The organism is Burkholderia sp. 4M9327F10 (genome assembly GCF_005503145.1).
In the GTDB taxonomy this organism is placed as follows: Bacteria; Pseudomonadota; Gammaproteobacteria; order Burkholderiales; family Burkholderiaceae; genus Paraburkholderia.
On record NZ_SCNV01000019.1, the window covers coordinates 1 to 17683 of the forward strand.

The following is a 17683-nucleotide window of genomic DNA, read 5'->3' on the forward strand; positions in this document are numbered from 1 at the left end:
TCCTCGCGGCTATAGCCCATCTGCGCCGTGCGCGAACGGTGGCCGAACGAACGCAGGTCGTTCACCCCGTACCAGCGGTGGCTGCGCAATTCTTCAGGGGTCTTTCTCTTGGTGCTCACTTCGCATTACTCCAGAAAATCCAACCGGCACAGCGTTCACCGCAACAGGGCATGCGCGGCGACCCGGCCCGGCTCATTCGCGTGACACCCGCAGCCAACCCATTGCTGCGTGTTGTCATCGGATGGGCGCAGGGACGGCCAGCGGTGCGCATCGTCTTGATGTTGCCAAGGAGGTGTGAAGCCGGTGCCTGGGTGTACTTGATATTGGAGAGCAGGCTCGCGCATCGTGACCTGGAGGCGAAGCTGCTTTCCCGTATGACGCTGTGATTGCTCGCAACATGGTTCGTGTCGAGGCGCACTGGCTGCGCCGCGCTCGCATAGACAGTCGCGTCGACGCCGAATGCCATCCATGCACCCGCGAATTTGACTGACAACCGCTGCGAATCGAACATCCTGTCTCCTCACAATCTTGTTATTTGGACAATCCGATACACAAACGCCGTGTCGAATTCCCGCGCGAGGCGGCCCGATGAGCGAACATACCGAACCACCACCAATGATGTCAAGCAACTACAAATGCCAGATTATGACGAATTTTTTACCTTACCAACCATAAGCCACTGTTTTTATTATATTTATACGGATTAGTCAGGAAAACCCGAATGTATCGTCGCTACAAACGCCTGACGCACATCGAAAAACGAGCCACTGGTAAGACAAATGTATGACGGCCGTCGGCTCAACAGTCACTGCAGGAGCGGGCGTGCCGTGCGGCAGGCACGCCTCAATCCAATCTCACTCGTCTGCCGGCGTTACGGCTCGGCCGCCAGCAGAAGCCGCAGTTCAGGCCGATCAGGCCGCTCAAGCCGATGCTTTAGCCGCAAAGCTGCGTTCGAACGCAAGCAATGCCTGGGTGGCGGCATTCACCTCCGCGTGATGCTCCTGCGGCGTGCTGCTCAGCAGCGGCAGAATCGCTCCCATATCGGCGATGCCCGAGAAAGTCACGGCGTCGTGCAAGACGCGAATCAGGGAAATGTTGTCGCGCAGGGTTTCGAGCGGCATGAATTCGTCATAGATGCGCTGCGCTTCGGCGTCGCGCGACTCTTTCGCGGCGCGCAGCAGCGCGGTCACCGCGTGCGACGCGATACAGCCCGAGCCGGTTGTCCACGAAGCGAGGCCGAAGTCGCGCACATGAACGAGGGCCGGGCGTTCGCCCATACCCGAGACAACGCGCGCCGGATTGACGTTTTGCAGGAGGCGGCGCAGATAGGCGTCGTCCCTGGGGTTCTCGCGCACGATCGCGTATTTCACGGCCAGCAAGGTGCCGCGGTCCACCAGACGCGCCAGCGTGTCCACGTCCACGTAGTTTTCGCTCTTGATATAGAGCGTGAGCGGAATGCCGGCCGCCTCCACGATGCGCGTCAGCCCCGCCTCGACGCCCTCGGAAGTCGTAAAGCCACCGAGCGGCAGCACCATCGCCGTGCGATACGAGGTCTGCGCGAGGATGCGCGCCTGGTCGAGCATCTTGCCGTAGTCCGGGCCGATCGCCGGAATCACCCGGGTATCCGGGCCGGCGCTTTCAGCCAGCATGTCGAGCAGTTCGCGGTACTCGCTCACCGCCACGTGATAGAGGTTCGCGTTGCCGCCGTACAGCAATGTGCGCACGCCACCCGCCTCGATATGGCGGATCAGTTTCTGGTTCTCGCCTGCGTCGAGCGACAGGTCGGCACGGCGCGCCAGGGGCGGCACAGCCATTACGGTCGAAGCAAATTCGCTTTCGACGATCGGGGACACGTTCATGGGGTCTCTTATCGGAATGGAGTGGACAACGGACAGGCTGAACGGTAGCACTGCCCCTCCATGTTGTCAAACAACATGACAAATCGACAAAATCCCGACGGGCGCCGGCGAAATTGGGACCCACAAGCGTTCGCCGGGCCGGGCCAGGCCGCCCCGGCGTGCGCGGCGTGCTCCCAACCCGTGCCTGCTCTTAAGACCCGCTCTGACGCGGCACGCTCCAGAACCCGTGCATGCTCTCAAGCCCCGACCATGCGCTCCATCGCGTTGCCCAGATGCGCCCGCATCGCCTGTTCCGCGCCGCGTGAATCGCGCCGCCGGATAGCTTCGAGCACGGCCAGATGTTCCTGCTGCACGCGCTGCTGCCGCTCGATCGACTTCACGAGCGACAGCTTGCGCGACAGGTCCATGCTGAGCTCAACCTGCTCGTGAATGAAGGACAGGGCCGTGATGAAGAACTGATTCTTCGACGCCCGCGCCACAGCCAGATGAAACGCGAAGTCATCGCGTGCGCCTATTCCTTCGCTGTGAATGACCTGCTGGAGGGTGTCGCAGGCGTGCTGGATCGCCTCGAGATCGGCCTCATCGGCCTTCTGGGCTGCGAGCGCGGCGCCGCCCACCTCCGTCATCAGGCGGAATTCATAGCAGCGCCGTATATCCGACAAGGTCTCGAGCGGCGCGAAGCGCCGCAGATCGGGGTCCGGCCGGCGCCTGACGGTCGTACCGGAACCTTGCCGGGTTGCGATGATGCCGTCCGCACGCAACTGGGCCAGCGCTTCCCGCACGGTCGGGCGCGAGGTTTCGAAGCGCTCGGCCAGCGTGTGCTCGCTCGGCAGCCGATCGCCCTCCCGGTACTCGCCATCGATGATGCGGTTCAGGATATCGCTATAGACCCGTCCCGGCATGCCGGGCGATTTGTATTCGAACATGACGGAGGCATAGGCTTAAGTTGTCACACTAGCAAACAATTGTACGACCACTTTTGGCGGAAACGCATAGTGGTAAACAAGCTAAGCCGGCGTCAATCCCCAGGACCGGGACGAGGTCCAGTCAATACCTGCTCTGTCATGCCTGGCGCACTGCTGATCGCCTGTTCGGTGAACGGCAAGCGTGACCACGCTTTCTTCGCATATCCATTGGTCGCGTCGGCATAGTGCGGCGAGGCGGGATCATCCGATTCCGAATGAGCCAGCAGGGTGTCGGCATGCGGACCATCGTCGCCGAACTCAACGAGCTGGACATAGCTGTTGCCATGCGCGTCGAGGTCGAGCGCATAGCCACGGCGGTCGAGCGGGTGTTCCGCGCATGCCGCCGCGAAATAGCCCTCGGCATCGCAGCCGCCATACATGGGCACCTTGATGCCATTGCGCGTCAGGTAAAGCAGCTCGCCGCGCGTCGAGTCCGGCGAAAAACCATTGCGCTGCAGGGCGAGAACCGCGCCCGCAAGCGCCTGTTCAAGCTTCTGCTGAACCTCAGGATTCGCGGTGTTCAGTCCGGCAGGCGTAGTCAATGGCTGGTGAGCGTCGAACGGCACCGCATACAGTTGTGCGGCGGCAATCTTGCTCGCACGGAGCCAGAACTCGTCCCACAGGTTCGCACCGCGCGCATCGGCGTTGGCCGTGCCATCCCACTTCCTCAGCACACGGCATGCTTCGCCCAGATCGACGGACTGCGGATGCGCGAAGTCCGCGCCGCCCAACGGGTCCCGAGCGACATCAACGACCGGTGCGGGCTTCCCCTCCACGCACACGGAATCGAGCAGCGGCTGTCTCGCAAGGCGCTCGGACATGGACGTACTCTCGAGCACCGTACGCTTCAGTTCTTCGCGCGTAATGCCGCCGGGCCTGGCCATCAGTTGCGCGGCAAGCGCGTGCCCGAGCCGCGTGCGCAAGGACTGCGGGGTGTCCGTCTGGCCCAGCACGTCCGCATATCCCGTGAGCGGCGCGCGCGGATTGGTCAGCCAGTAGCTGCCGTTGAAGTTGCCGACATAGTCGAGGCGCAGCAGGCCGGGCATGCTGTCAGCCGGCAGCGCATCCGCCTGCTGCTGCGAGTGGGCTGCCGTTGCGCCCCATGAGCACGCGGAACGGGAGCCGTCCAGAAACGGCACGCCCGGGACCATTTTGTTGAAGGCCTGGCCCAACTGCGTCGTGCATGCCGCTGCGAGCTGATCCGGCACGTTCGGCACCGTGCCGATATCGGCAAACCAGACACGCGGATCGTCGCGCCCGATTGCGAACGTATTCACCCATGGCATCGCCGCGTAGCGCTTCTGGATGGCGATGAAGTCGTCGAGCGAGCGGGCTTGCCCCCAGGCGAGGAAGTTGTCGAACGCGCGGGTATTTTGCGCGTTCACATCGCGCAGTACGAACGCATGCGCGGCATTCCACGCGAGCGCCGGCGATAGCGACGACAGATTCACCATAGGTCCAAAACGCGAGCGGTACAGCGTGCGGGTGACCTGCGTAAAGGAACCGTTCGCGGCATCGCGCACCTTGACGGTGATAGGCACCGCCTGTAACGCCTCCTCCTTGCCGTCGTACAGATAATGCGTCGGCGCATCCGGCGCCAGCTTCAGCTCGAAGATGCCGAAGCGACGCGCGCTCGACACAGTATGTGTCCACGCGATGTCGTGGTTGAAACCGATCACCACCACCGGCTCACCGAGAAACGACACGCCCGCGACATCCAGTTGCCCCGGAATGGTCAACTGCGCCTGGTAAAAGCGATCCGGTCCGCGCCAAAACCAGTGAGGATTGCCGAACAACAGACTCTTGTCGTCGCGGGTCGTCGCGGCGCCAAAAGCGAGCGCATTGCTGCCGATGCCCGCGTGTCCGCCGACGGTCATCTGCGCCACGCTGAGCGGCAGTGTATTGGCGGCAAGCGGCGGCGCCGGCGCGCCCGGCGGCTGGGCGTGAACGATCGCCGCGAGGAACTGGCTGGCGCCACCCGCCAGGTCGATCGCGGTGAGCCTGCGGTACAGATCGTCCGTCGTGATATGGCCTACCCACGGTTCGTTCGCGCAGGTGAGATGAGCGCCGGGAAAACGTCCCGCCTTCAGTTCATCGACATAGCGGTTGTAGCCCTGCGCGAACCCGCCTAGCAGCGTGCGGAAATTTGCAGGTTGGGCGGAACGGTAGCGCTGGACCGCGGCATCATCGTCAACGAACCTAAAGAAAAAATCCGCATCGAGATTGCGCGGCCGGCCAAACGAAGCCGCCGCAGGCGGCCGGGCATCGGCGCCGAAGTACGACGAACGTTCGCCACGCCACGTCACGAACGAGTCGGCCAGCGTGCAAAGATCGTCCTGCGCCTGCACGTAGCCAAAGCCGTAACCAAGACTGCCCCAGTCGTCGGCCTTGATGTGCGGGATACCGTCCTGGGTCCGGCGAATCTGCGCATGATAGGACGCAGCAGAGGCATCCGCCGCACCGTCCTGATGAGATGGCGCGGTGCAACCGGCGAATAGCGCGCTCGCCGCCAGCATCGCGGCGAACGTGCCCAACTTACGTAACGCGCGAAACGGATAAGTCATGAAAGCTCTGATACGGGTGTCATCCGGCAACGACATGCGCGCTGCCATCCGCATGTGCGTGGGTGTTCTGCAAATCGCTTCCCTTGCCCTCTTCGACGACCTGGCCGTAATCGAGCTTGATGTAGCGGTCGGCGAGAGGGAAATAGCGATCGTCGTGGGTAATGACAAGGACCGTCTTGCCTTTGGCGCGCAACTCCGGCAGCAGGCGCCGGTAGAAGACTTCCTTGAACACCGGGTCCTGGTCCGCGGCCCACTCGTCGAAGACGTAGAACGGCCGGTCTTCCAGATAGGTGACGAGCAAAGCCAGGCGCTTTCGCTGCCCCTGAGACAGTTCGGTCGTCGAAAATACGCCGTTCTCGATCTTGACCTTGTGATCGAGATGCAGATGTTCGAGCAGCGTTTTCGCCTGGCTATCGAGCCCTTCGAGCTTCATGCCAAGCAGCGTATCGAAGAGGAAAAAGTCGTTGAACACCACCGAGAAATGCTGACGGTAAATGTCGCGCTCGGCTTCGTCCACCGGCTTGCCGTTCAGCAGGATGCGTCCGCCCTCAGGAGCATAGAGTCCAACCAGCATCTTGGCGAGCGTGGTCTTGCCGCTGCCGTTGCCGCCGATCAGATAGACCAGTTCGCCCGGTTTGAACGAGAGGTCGACCGGACCCAGCGTGAACACTTCATCCTCTTTCTCGCGGTAATAGCGGTGCGTGACTTGCTCGAGCACGATGCTGTCGAACGACGTGGGCTGGTCCGCGGGCAGCGTATTTTCCGGCGGCAAATCCTGGTTGATCTTATTGATGCGCTCGATCGCGACCTTCGCCGAACTGATGCTGGGAAGCGCTGAAAGCAGCCCCTCGATCGGCATCATCATATACAGGAAAATCACCGCGTAACCCGACATGACGTGGCCCGACACGGGGTAGATCCGGGTCAGCAAAAACAGCACGCAGCCGATAAAAGCAAAAAAGATAAAGCTACCCCAACTGGCCGCGGCGGCGTACAGCACGTAACCGCGCGTGCGCTGCACGCGCACAGCTTCCACGTTGGTCGCAAGCGTGTCGTCAATGAAGGCCTGCTTGCGCTGGCGATGCAGTTTCAGTTCCTTCGCACCGTCGAAGAGTGCGCGAAAATCCTTGACCAGCGTGTCCTCGCGCCGGCGCGAACTGCGCAGATGAAACGCCGCGCGACGATTGGCGAGATGAAACCCGAGGGAACCGATGAACACCGTGACGATTGCAAGCAGCAGGATCTGCCAGGACAGATACCCCAGATAGCCGAGGCATCCCGCAATGACCGCGCCCTGCATGGCGAGGTTCGGCATGCTCACGAAAAAGACCACGATGGTATCGAGATCGTTCGTCAGCACGGACAAGGCTCGTGAGGAACCCTGTTTTTCGAGGTTCTGGTAAGACGCGTCGCCAATGCGACGGATCGTGCTCATGCGCAGCGTGGCCTTGGCGCTCTGGCCGAGCCGCATGAACAGCGTCGACGACAGCGCACGCGTGACAAGCACGAGCACGCTCAAGCCGAGGAACTTCAGGCCAAGTTCCGCGAGCCGCTGCTGCGACGCGCCGAGCGCCTGGTTGATCAGAGCAACCAGGCCCGCACTGCTCAGACCGCTGATGATGCTCGTGATGATCGCAATGAGCAGCGTCTTGCGCGAATTGCGGATCAGATAAAGTATGAGCGGCATAAATCCTCTTTCTCGTCGATACCGGCCGCTGCCGCATGCAGACAGCCTGTCGGCCGGTTCTTTGCTGTTGCAAATCCGGCCTGGTTTACCACTGGTAGGTCGCGCGTCCGATCACATTACGTCGCAAGCCATACGCGCAGTAGTTCTCGCCCTGGCAGTTGACGTAGATACGATCGAACAGGTTCTGCGCATTCACCGAAAAGCGCCAGTGTTCAATGTCGTAATGAACCGCAGCGTCGTACAGCGTGACCGACGCCATCCTTAAGGTGTTAGCCTCATCGCCGAACTGCGGACCCATGTAGCGCACGCCGCCGCCAAGACCAAAGCCTTTCAGCGGTCCCTGCTGGAAGGTCTTGTCGAGCCAGAGGCTCGCCATGTTGTGCGGGACGTTCACCGGCTGGTTGCCCGTGTATCCCTGATCGCTCGCGGTAATCAGCCCATCCATGTAGGTATAGGCGGCCGTGAGGTTCAGGCCGGCGCCGAGATCCGCGACACCTGAAAGCTCGATGCCACGCACCCGCACCCCGCCCGTCTGCACCACGTAGTTGCCTTGCGGGTGGTCGAAGTCTGTCTCGGTCACGTTCTTCTGCTGAATGTTGTACACAGACAGCATCGCGAAACTCTTCTGGCCGGGCGGCTGGTATTTGATACCTGCCTCGACGCTCTTGCCGGTGGTCGGCTTGAGCGGGGCTCCGTTGTATGTGGTGCCGAGGCCGGGCTGGAACGATGTCGAATAGCTCACATACGGCGCAAAACCGTTGTCGAACAGATAGACGAGACCGGCGCGGTAGGTGAACCGCTGCTCGCTGTTGCTCTGGTCGGTCTGGCCCGTCAGCCGGTTGTCCTCGTCGGTGTTGGCCCAATCCTGACGCACCCCGAACGTCGCAGCCAGTTTGCCGAAGCGGATCTGGTCCTGGGCATAGAGGCCCGCCTGGTCGAGATGATGCTCCACACTGTAGTCGACACCGCCCAGCGTGATCGGTCCGCCATAGACCGGGTTGTACAGGTTGAGCGACGGCACCGAAGTCGCGTCGTTCTCGGCCCAGCGGTCAACCGAATGCAGGTAGTCGAAGCCGACCAGCGCCGTGTGCTGCAGCGGCCCCGTGCTGAACTTGAACTGCGCCTGGTTATCGACCGTGATAGTGTTGACGCTCGCCTGCGCCGCATACGCGTAGCGGTTGATCGTGGCGAGATCGTCCCGGAGCCCCGCGTCGCCGACGATGTCCTCGTCCAGGTTCACATGCGTATAGCGCACGTTCTGGCGCACGGTGAACCAGTCGTTGAAGCGATGTTCGAACTCGTAGCCGATCGCCGCTTCGGTGCGCCGGATCTCGTTGAAGTCAGGCTCGCCATCGAACACATTCGTGCCGATCTTGCCGTATGGACTTGCATACAGGGTGCCGATGGCCGGCAGGTCAGCGGTCGGATAGCTGCTGTTGCGATAGCTGAAATGCGAAAGCAGCGTGAAGGTGGTGTCGGCCGACGGCTTCCATGTCAGCGCAGGTGCAATGTAGAAGTGCTTGTCCGTCTGGTAGTCCACCTGCGAACCGGTGGTGCCCATATCCCCTGTCAGGCGGTACAGCAGCGTGCCGTCCTGGGTCACGGGCCCGCTGAAGTCGAAGCGCCCGCCCACTTCGCCATGACTGCCGGTATCGAGCGACACCTCGTGGATCGGGTCGTCGGTTGGCCGCTTGGTCACGAGATTGATCATGCCGCCGGGGATGTTCTGTCCGTACAGCACCGATGCAGGCCCGCGCAGCACATCGATACGCTCCAGGCCATATGGATTGACCGCAGGCGCGAGCAGCGTGAAATAGGTTTGGGTCGACAAGCCATCGACGAACGGAAACTGGTTCGGGAAGCCGCGCACCGTGAAGTAGTCGATCGTCGTGTTGAGTCCACCGTACTGCTCACCAATAACCCCCGGCGTATAGCGCAACGCCTGACCGACGGACTGCACCGCCTGATCCTGCATCTGCTCGGCTGTAATGACTGAGATCGACTGCGGCGTTTCGACAATAGGGGTATCCGTCTTGGTACCCGTCGCGCTGCGTTTGGCCACATAGCCATTCACCGGACCGGTTGCCGTTTCCTGTTCGCGCCCGCTTGACACCACAATCGGCTTCAGTTGCTGATTCTCCTGAACCTGGCCCGTCTGCTGCGCCGCCTGGGCCGGCGCCGGATTCGCCGCGGCACTCGACGCCGGATCGCTTTGCGCATGGGCGACGCTCGCGAAAAACAGGTATGCAGCGACCGACGAGCCGCTCCGCTGCAACAAACCGCGAATTGCCACACCGCTAGCGAGGCGAACTGCCTCTTTCGACTCCTCCTGCCTGACTGCTTTCATTCCCCGACCTTCTCTTGCTATTTAAAGTTAGTAAAGATGATTCGCCACCACGGCCCCGCGCCTGTCGGGTCGATCTGCGTTGCCTGGCTCATTTTTCAGCTTCGAAATGGTACCGAAACGACATCCAAGATGCAAATAACATTCATTCTCATTTAGACAAAACCCGACGCGCTCCGTCCCGGAAGGCTCCCCCCTTTTGCACAGAGCGGGACGGTCGCGCGGGGCGGGAATTCTCCCGCCCCCAGCAGGAAGCCGCTTCAGATCTGGGCCATCAGTTCCAGCATGAGCGCGGCATCCGCTTCTTCTTGCCCGCTCGCCTTGCTATCTGCCGCGAGTTTTTCCGCCACCGCGTGCAGCGGCTGGTTCGTCATCAGCACGGCAAGCGGCGCTTCAAGCGCCAGTTGGCGCCGCAGCGCGGCCTGCACCTGCATCGCCGCCAGCGAATGGCCACCCAGTTCGAAAAACGTGTCGTCGCGGCCAACCGTGCTGACACCCAGAACCTCTGTCCAGATTTGCGCGAGTGCAATTTCAGTTTCGCTGTGCGGCGGGTTGAACGCTTGTCCGCGATCCTCCTGCGCGGGCAGCGGCAAGGCATGGCGGTCGATCTTGCCGCCAGGGCTGAGCGGCATGGCGTCGAGCATCATCACCGTAGACGGGATCATGTAGTCCGGCAGCGACCCGGCGAGTCTCGCGCGCAGCGCAGCACCGTCGACGCTTTGCGCGGAAAGGGGGGCGGCACTGGCGTCGGCGGACAGCGCCCGCGTCACGTACGCCAGAATCCTCAGGCCCCCGGCTCCTTCACGCGCAACCACCGCGGCCTCGCGCACCTCCGGCATACCGAGCAGATGCGCTTCGATCTCGCCGAGTTCGACGCGGAATCCGCGCACCTTCACCTGATGGTCGGCACGGCCGAGATAGTCGAGCGCGCCTTGTTCGTTCCAGCGGACGATGTCGCCCGTGCGATACAACCGGCCGCCCGGCTGCGGTGCAAACGGATCGGCGATGAAGCGCTCCGCGGTGAGACCGGGACGCTGGTGATAGCCGCGCGCCAGCAGCGCCCCACCGATATACAGTTCGCCCGCGACGCCCACCGGCACCGGTTCGAGCCGGGCATCGAGCACGGCAAGGCGGCGGCCGGCCAGCGGCGTGCCGAGAGGAATCTGCGATGGCACGGCCGCTTGCGGCAGCAGGTACGGCGCGCAGTCGAATGCGGTGGCCGTCACGGTGGCTTCGCTAGGCCCGTAAGTGTTCGCCAGTTCGATGCGCGCGAGCCCCGCGGCGCGCCATGCCCGCACGCCGTCGGCCGGCATCGCTTCGCCGCCCGCGTGCACACGGCGCAAGCTCGCGCAGGCCGCCGCGGCGCGCGGATGGGCGGCGAAATCCTGGGCGAGCACGTTCCAGTAAGCAGTCGTGAGGTCGGCAACGGTAATCCGGCCGGACTCGACTTCGTCAAGGAAGCGCTCGCTGCTCCACAACTCCGGACCGCGCAGGATCACCGCGGCGCCTGAGCACAGCGACGGAAATACCTGCTCGACGAAGCCGTCGAAATTGAAGGTGGAAAACTGCAGGACACGATCGCTGCAGCTCAGGCCAAACAGATCGATCGACACACACGTATGCTGTGCAAGTGCCGCATGCGCAATGCCGACGCCTTTTGGACGCCCCGTCGAACCCGACGTGTAGATGAGGTAGGCAAGCTGCTCGCCGTGTACGGCGACCAGCGGATCGTGATCGGGTTGGCCGTCGCCGCAGCGGCTCACGTCGAGCGTTACGACGCCCTGGGGAGCCGGCACGTCGGCCGCCCCCGGCGCCGTCAACGCGAACTCGATGCCGCTGTCCTGTGTCATCCATGCAATCCGGTCTGCCGGATACGCCGGGTCCAGCGGAACATAAGCGGCGCCGGTTTTGAGCACGCCAAGCAACGCGACGATCATGTCGATCGAGCGGTCAATCGCCACGCCCACGCGCGACTCCGGTCCGACGCCATGCGCCAGCAACCGATGCGCGATCCGGTTGGCGCGGCGGTTCAGCGTGCCGTAGTCGATGGATTCGGCGCCGAGCACCAGCGCCTGGGCGTCCGGACGCAAGCGCGCCTGAGCCGCGATGCGCAGGTGCACCGGCGTGGTGTCGAGCGCGGCGCCATCGGTCTGGCAGGCATCGCCCCAGTTCTGCAACTGCGCCAGCTCGTCGGCCGACAGCATCGGCACGTCGGCAAGCGCACGAGCCGGGTCGGCTGCAAACGCATCGAGGAGATTCGAAAGATGCGCCGCAATGCGCTCGATCTGCGCGGCATCGAATGCGTCGTGGGCGTACGCGAAGTCGATGCGCAAGCCGCCGTCCGCCACAGCGTCCGCCTGCGTGCGCTGTGCATGCGTCACCGAAAGCGTGAGCGGGTAATTCGTCTGCTCGCTCGCCTGCAGGTTGGAGAACGTCAGCCCCTGAGGAGCAGCCGATCGCAGCGTGTCGTCGACCGGATAGTTTTCGAACACGACGATGCTGTCGAAAAGCGGCTGCCCGCCTTCAAGCTGCGCCCAGCGCTGGATATCGTAGAGCGCAATGTGCTCGTGCTCGCGTGCGGCAATGCCTTGCTGCTGAATCTGCTCGAGCCAGTGCGCGACACTCGCCGCAGGCCGCGGCTCCGCGACCACCGGAATCGTGTTGATGAAAAGTCCCAGCGTGCGCTGCGCATCGGCAAGCGCTTCGGGCCGTCCCGCGACCGTCGCGCCGAACGTGACCGCGCGCTGGCCGGTATAGCGCTGCAGCAACAGCAGCCACGCGGCCTGCACGAGCGTGTTGAGTGTCACGCGCTGCGCCTTCGCAAAGCGCAGCCAGTGACCGGTGCGTCCGGCATCGAAGGCAAGCGTCTTGCTGCCGAACAGCGCGCTCGCTGTCTTGGCGTGATCTGCGTCGGGTTTGGTCAGTGCGGCGCCCAATAGCGTCGGTCCGTCGAGTCGCGCGACCTGGGCGCGCCACCAGTTTTCGCTCGACGTGTCGCCCGCCGCCGCGCGGCCCGCCAGCCACGCGATGAAGTCCCGATAGCGTCCAGGCTTCGCGTCCGCTACTGCGCCGAGTGCTGTGCCCTCATAACGCCGCAGCACTTCAGCCAGCAACTGAGCCATGCTCCAGCCGTCAAGCAGCGCATGATGGAAAGTCCAGACGAAGTGATGACGGCGCTCCGCGGTGCGAATCAGCGCAAGGCGCAACAACGCAGGCTGTTCGATATCGAAACCGGCTGCGATGTCAGCGGCGGCGAACGCATCGAGCGCGGCGGCAACTTCGTTGTTGCCGCGCCAGTCTTTCTCGATGAACGGCAGCGTCACGTGACGCGCAACCCACTGACGTGGCGCGTCGTCGAACTGCAGGAAACCCGTGCGCAACACATCGTGGCGCGCAACGACCGCTTCCCACGCCGCGCGAAACCGCGCGCAGTCCAGACCGTCGATATCGACGCGCAACTGGTTCACATAGGCGCCCGGCTGCTCGCCGAGCAAGCTATGAAATACGATTCCCGTTTGCATCGGCGCAAGCGGGTAGAGATCCGCTACGTTGGATGCGCTGACCGGCAACGTGTCGAGGCGCACCTGATCGATTGCGGCCAGCGGGACATCCGAAGGCGTGATGCCGCTCGCACTGCTCGTGCAGTGCTCGATCAGCGCCAGCAGTTCCGCATGCAGATCGCGCGCGAGCGCGCCGAGTGCCGCTTCATCGTAGCGGTCGCCGCGGCGGTGCAGCAGCGTCAAGGACATTTCGCCATCCAGCACCTGGCCCATGACTTCGAGGGCATGCGCGACGGCGGCTTGCGGGTCCTGCGACGCGCCGGTGCGTTCGGACGCGAGTTGCCATTGCGCGTCGCCGCCCAGCGTGCCGTCCAGTTGTCCAAGGTAATTGAACACGACATCGGCATGGGTCACGGCAGCAAGCGCCGCGCGCTGCTGCGGCGCGCCGAGATACTTCAGGATGCCGAAACCGATGCCAGAGCCGGGAACCGCGCGCAAATCCTCCTTGACCCGTTTGAGCGCCGCCGGCAGGTCTCCCATGGGTTGCAGGCACACCGGATACAGGCTTGTGAACCACCCCACAGTACGGCTTAAATCCGCGTCAACGAAATGCGCGTCGCGGCCATGGCCTTCAAGGTCGATCCGCAGCGTGTCGACACCTGCAAAGCGGCACAACACCCGGCCTAGTGCGGCCAGCAGCAGATCGTTGATCTGCGTGCGGTACGCAGCCGGTGCCTCTTGCAGCAAACGGCGCGTGAGATGCCGGTCGAGCCGCAACGCCGCGCTCACCGGCACAGGCGCGCGCTGCTCGACGCGTGCGGTGTAGGGCAACGCAGAGGGAACGGCGGCCAGCGCTTGCCAGTACGCAAGCTGCGCATCGAGCGCCGGTGTCCGCGCGGCGGTTTGCAGTTGACGGGCGAAGGCCTGATATGAGGTCGTGCGCGGCGGCAGCGCAATGGGCTTGCCTTCGGCGAGCTGGGTGCAGGCAAGTTGCAGATCGCCCAACAGCACGCGCCACGACACCGCATCGACAGCCAGGTGATGAATCACGATGAACAGGCGCCAGCTCCCGTCGTCGATCGCAAGCGCCGTGGCGCGGACCAGCGGGCCGTCGGTCAGATTCAGACTGCGTTGGGCGCGATCGCAATGCGCCTCGATATCCTGCACGCGTACGCCGGTTTCCAACTGCAACAGTGGCGCGGCTTCGGCACCGGCGTAGCGCTGCACCCATGCAGCGCCGTCTTCGTGCGATGGCTCGCGAGACTCGAAACGCAGTCGCAGACAGTCATGGTGCGCGACCAGTGCACGCAGCGCCTGATCGAGATGAACCAGGTCTGGCGCGCTTTGCCTGCACAGCAAGACCGACTGATTCCAGTGATGGCGCTGCGGCATACGCTGCGCGAAGAACCATGACTGGATGGGCAGAAGTGGAATGGCCTCGTCGAGTTCGACGCGCGTGTTTGCCGCCTCGCTGTCTTGTGTGCTTTCATCGGCCTTTACGGCGCAAGCGGCGAGTTGCGCGATTGTTTGTTGCTCGAACACCTGACGCGCGCTCAGCACCAAACCCGCCTGGCGTGCGCGGGCGACGATCTGCAAGCTCAGGATCGAATCGCCGCCGAGGTCGAAGAAGTTGTCATGCCGGCCGATAGGCGCGACGTTCAGCAGTTGCGACCAGATCGCCGCCAGTTGCGTCTCCGTCTCGCCCTGCGGCGCTTCCCGCACGCTGTCGTCCGCGGCGGCGGCCTGCGGCTGCGGCAGCGCGCGCCGCTCCACCTTGCCATTCACGCCCAGCGGCAGCGACGCCAGCGCCACGATCCGCCACGGCACCATGTAGTCCGGTACGGCCTTCGCAAGCTGCGCCTTCAGGTCTGCTACGTCCAGTGCTTCTGTGTCTGCTTCCGCATCTGTGCCGCTCGCCGCCTCCGGTGTCACGTACGCCACCAGCCGGCCTTCGTGCGCAACCACCACCGCCTCGCGCACCCCGTCCAGTTCCGCGAGCCGCGCCTCCAGCTCACCCAGTTCGATACGGAAGCCCCGGATCTTCACCTGGTGGTCCAGCCGTCCCAGGTAGTCCAGCACCCCATCCCCACGCCAGCGCACCAGGTCGCCCGTGCGGTACAGGCGCGACCCGCTGCCCTTCGTATCGAACGGGTCCGGCACGAAGCGCTCCGCGGTTAGCCCCGGTCGTCCCAGATAGCCGCGCGCCAGTCCCGCGCCGCCCAGGTACAGCTCACCCGCCACGCCACGTGGCACAGGCTCCATGCGGGAATCGAGCACCCACGTCTGCGTGGCTGCAATCGGTGCGCCGATCGGCACTGCCAGGCCCGCTTCCGCACGGCACTGCCACGCGGTCACGTCGATCGCCGCCTCGGTCGGTCCGTACAGGTTGTGCAGTTCGACACCTGGCAGTACCTCGAATACGCGGTTCTGCAGTTCAGCCGGCAGGGCCTCGCCGCTGCACACGATGCGCCTGAGCACGTCTGCGCAGCGCGACGCGTGCTCGCTTGCGACAAACGCCTGCAGCATCGACGGCACGAAATGCAGCGTGCTCACCTGATGCGTGACGATCGCCGCAGCCAGTTGTGCCGGATCGCGGTGCGCACCCGGTGCAGCCACCGCCAGGCGGGCGCCCACCATCAGCGGCCAGAAAAATTCCCACACCGAGACGTCGAAGCTGAACGGCGTCTTCTGCAGCACCGTTTCACCGCGTTGCAGCCCGTAGGCGCGCTGCATCCATTCGAGGCGGTTGTACAGCGCATCGTGACGGTTGCCCACGCCCTTCGGGCGGCCGGTGGAGCCGGATGTATAGATCACATAGGCCAGGTTCGCGCCATGCAGCGGGACTTCGGGATTGCGCGCGTCCTCTTCGGTGCAATCCAGCGTATCCAGTTCGATGCGGCGCACGCCCGTCACCTCAGGCAGCACGATCCCGGACTGGCACAGCAGCAGGCCAATGCCGCTGTCCTCCTGCATGTACGCGAGGCGCTCGGCCGGATACGACGGGTCCAGCGGCACATACGCCGCGCCCGCCTTCATGATCGCCAGCAGCGCCACCACCAGTTCCACCGAGCGTTCCGCCGCCACGCCCACCTTCGATTCCACGCCCACGCCCTGCCTCGCCAGCCAGTGCGCCAACCGGTTCGCCTGGGCGTTCAGTTCGCCGTAGCTCAGCGATGCGCCGCCGAACACCAGCGCCTCATCGTCAGAGTGGCTGGCCGCATGACGCTCAAACAGACGGTGCACAGGTTCGCGATACTCGTAGCGCTCGTCGTTGCGGCTCCAGTGTTCGTTCTCGCGCCGCTCTTCCTCGCCCAGCAGCGGCACTTCGCTCACGGCGACGTCACTGCCTTCGCGCGTGATCGCCTCGAGCAGAGCCTGGTAATGATTCGCCATACGTTCGATGGTCTGTACATCGAACAGTTCACGCGCATAGGCAAAGCTCAGCGAGAACCTGCCGTCCTGTTCTTCCCGCGTGTCGAGCAACAGTTCGAACTGTGCCATGACGTTGGGCAATGCATAGGGTTCGATCGCGAGGCCGGGCAGTTGCTGCAGCGCGCGCCAGTCGCGTCGCTGATGATTGAACATCACCTGGAACAGCGGACTATGGCTCAGGCTGCGCGGCAGATGCAGACCATCGACCAGCGCGTCGAACGGCAGGTCCTGGTGAGCCTGCGCACCCACGGTCGCTTCGCGCACCTGCGCCAGCAGTGCGGACGGGGTCGTCGATGCATCGAGACGGCTCGCCAGCACCTGCGTGTTCACGAAGAAACCAATCAGGCCTTCCGTCTCGACCCGATGACGGTTCGCCACCGGCACGCCAGTACGCACTTCAGCCTGCCCGCTATAGCGGTACAGCAATGCATGGAACGCCGCCAGCAGCACCATGAACGGCGTCGCCGAAGCGCGCTGTGCGCAGGCACGCACCGCCGCTGAAAGCGTTGGCGGCAGGTCGACGTTCAGGCGCTCTGCATGATACTCAGCTTGCGCGGGACGCGGCGAGTCAGTGGGCAACGCCAGCACCGGATGCTCATTGCCCAGCGCGCCGCGCCAGTACGCAAGCTGCCGTTCGCGCTCGCCCGCGTCGAGCCAGTCGCGCTGCCACGCCGCGTAATCGGCGTACTGCACAGGCAGTGGCGCGAGCGGCAGCTCACCGCCCAGCACAGCGGCACGGTAATGCGCCACCAGTTCGTCGAGCAGCACCTGCACCGACCAGCCATCCGACACGATGTGATGCATCGACAGCGCCAGCAGATGCTCCTGCTCGTTCACGCTGAATAGCGCCACCCGCAGCAGCGGACCCTGCGCGAGATCGAACGGCTCGGAAGCCAGCGCGCGCGCGGCGCCGTCCAGCCCTTCGGCCGGCAGTGTTGCTTCACGCCAGTCGAGTTGCGCGTCTGAGTCGATCTGCTGTCCGACCCGGCCTGCGTCATCGGCCACAAAGCGCGTGCGCAGTACCTCATGACGCGCAACGATTGCCTCGAAGCTCGCACGCAGCGCCGCACGGTTCACCTCGCCTTGCAGGCGCAAGCCGCCCGCCACGTGATACGCACTGCTTTCCGGCGACAGTTGCCACAGGAACCACTGACGCTGCTGCGCATAGGAAACCGGCAGCGATTGCTCCGCCGTCCGGGTTCGCGACAGGATAGGCAACTGCGCGGGCGTCACGCCCTGCTCGACCATTTTTTGCCAGAACAACTGCCGTTTTTCCGGCGTCAGTTCGATGAAGCGCTCTGCAATGCGCTGTGCCTTGTCTTTTTCCATGAG

6 protein-coding genes are annotated in these 17683 nt (G+C 63.9%); all 6 read right to left on the reverse strand.

Annotated elements, in window-relative coordinates; translation table 11 throughout:
- Positions 1 to 920: 920 nt before the first annotated feature.
- Positions 921 to 1859 (reverse strand): dihydrodipicolinate synthase family protein, encoded by a 939-nt coding sequence (locus FFS45_RS18520; protein ID WP_137956082.1) that lies wholly within the window; start codon positions 1857 to 1859, stop codon positions 921 to 923.
- 236 nt (positions 1860 to 2095) lie between these two features.
- On the reverse strand, positions 2096 to 2785 hold the full coding sequence (locus tag FFS45_RS18525; RefSeq protein ID WP_137956083.1) for a FadR/GntR family transcriptional regulator: 690 nt from the start codon (positions 2783 to 2785) through the stop codon (positions 2096 to 2098).
- A gap of 92 nt (positions 2786 to 2877) precedes the next feature.
- A complete protein-coding gene (locus FFS45_RS18530; RefSeq protein ID WP_249362841.1) occupies positions 2878 to 5388 on the reverse strand; it encodes a penicillin acylase family protein in 2511 nt (836 codons plus the stop codon).
- A 19-nt stretch (positions 5389 to 5407) separates the two neighbouring features.
- Complete coding sequence (locus FFS45_RS18535; RefSeq protein WP_137956084.1) at positions 5408 to 7075, reverse strand: cyclic peptide export ABC transporter; 1668 nt, start codon at positions 7073 to 7075, stop codon at positions 5408 to 5410.
- Positions 7076 to 7160: 85 nt separating this feature from the next.
- Positions 7161 to 9422 carry a TonB-dependent siderophore receptor gene (locus tag FFS45_RS18540; protein ID WP_137956085.1) on the reverse strand — a complete coding sequence of 754 codons (2262 nt, stop codon included), beginning with the start codon at positions 9420 to 9422 and terminating at the stop codon, positions 7161 to 7163.
- A gap of 257 nt (positions 9423 to 9679) precedes the next feature.
- The gene (locus tag FFS45_RS18545) at positions 9680 to 17680 is read right to left on the reverse strand and encodes a non-ribosomal peptide synthetase (RefSeq protein WP_137956086.1); all 8001 of its coding nucleotides are present in this window, start codon (positions 17678 to 17680) and stop codon (positions 9680 to 9682) included.
- Positions 17681 to 17683 lie beyond the last annotated feature (3 nt).

What these genes read in the sequence shown, in the direction of transcription:
- FFS45_RS18520 (WP_137956082.1), bottom strand. Translation starts at nt 1,859, where the DNA reads ATGAACGTGTCCCCGATCGTCGAAAGCGAATTTGCTTCGACCGTAATG.
- FFS45_RS18540 (WP_137956085.1), bottom strand. Translation starts at nt 9,422, where the DNA reads ATGAAAGCAGTCAGGCAGGAGGAGTCGAAAGAGGCAGTTCGCCTCGCT.
- FFS45_RS18535 (WP_137956084.1), bottom strand. Translation starts at nt 7,075, where the DNA reads ATGCCGCTCATACTTTATCTGATCCGCAATTCGCGCAAGACGCTGCTC.
- FFS45_RS18525 (WP_137956083.1), bottom strand. Translation starts at nt 2,785, where the DNA reads ATGTTCGAATACAAATCGCCCGGCATGCCGGGACGGGTCTATAGCGAT.
- FFS45_RS18530 (WP_249362841.1), bottom strand. Translation starts at nt 5,388, where the DNA reads ATGACTTATCCGTTTCGCGCGTTACGTAAGTTGGGCACGTTCGCCGCG.
- FFS45_RS18545 (WP_137956086.1), bottom strand. Translation starts at nt 17,680, where the DNA reads ATGGAAAAAGACAAGGCACAGCGCATTGCAGAGCGCTTCATCGAACTG.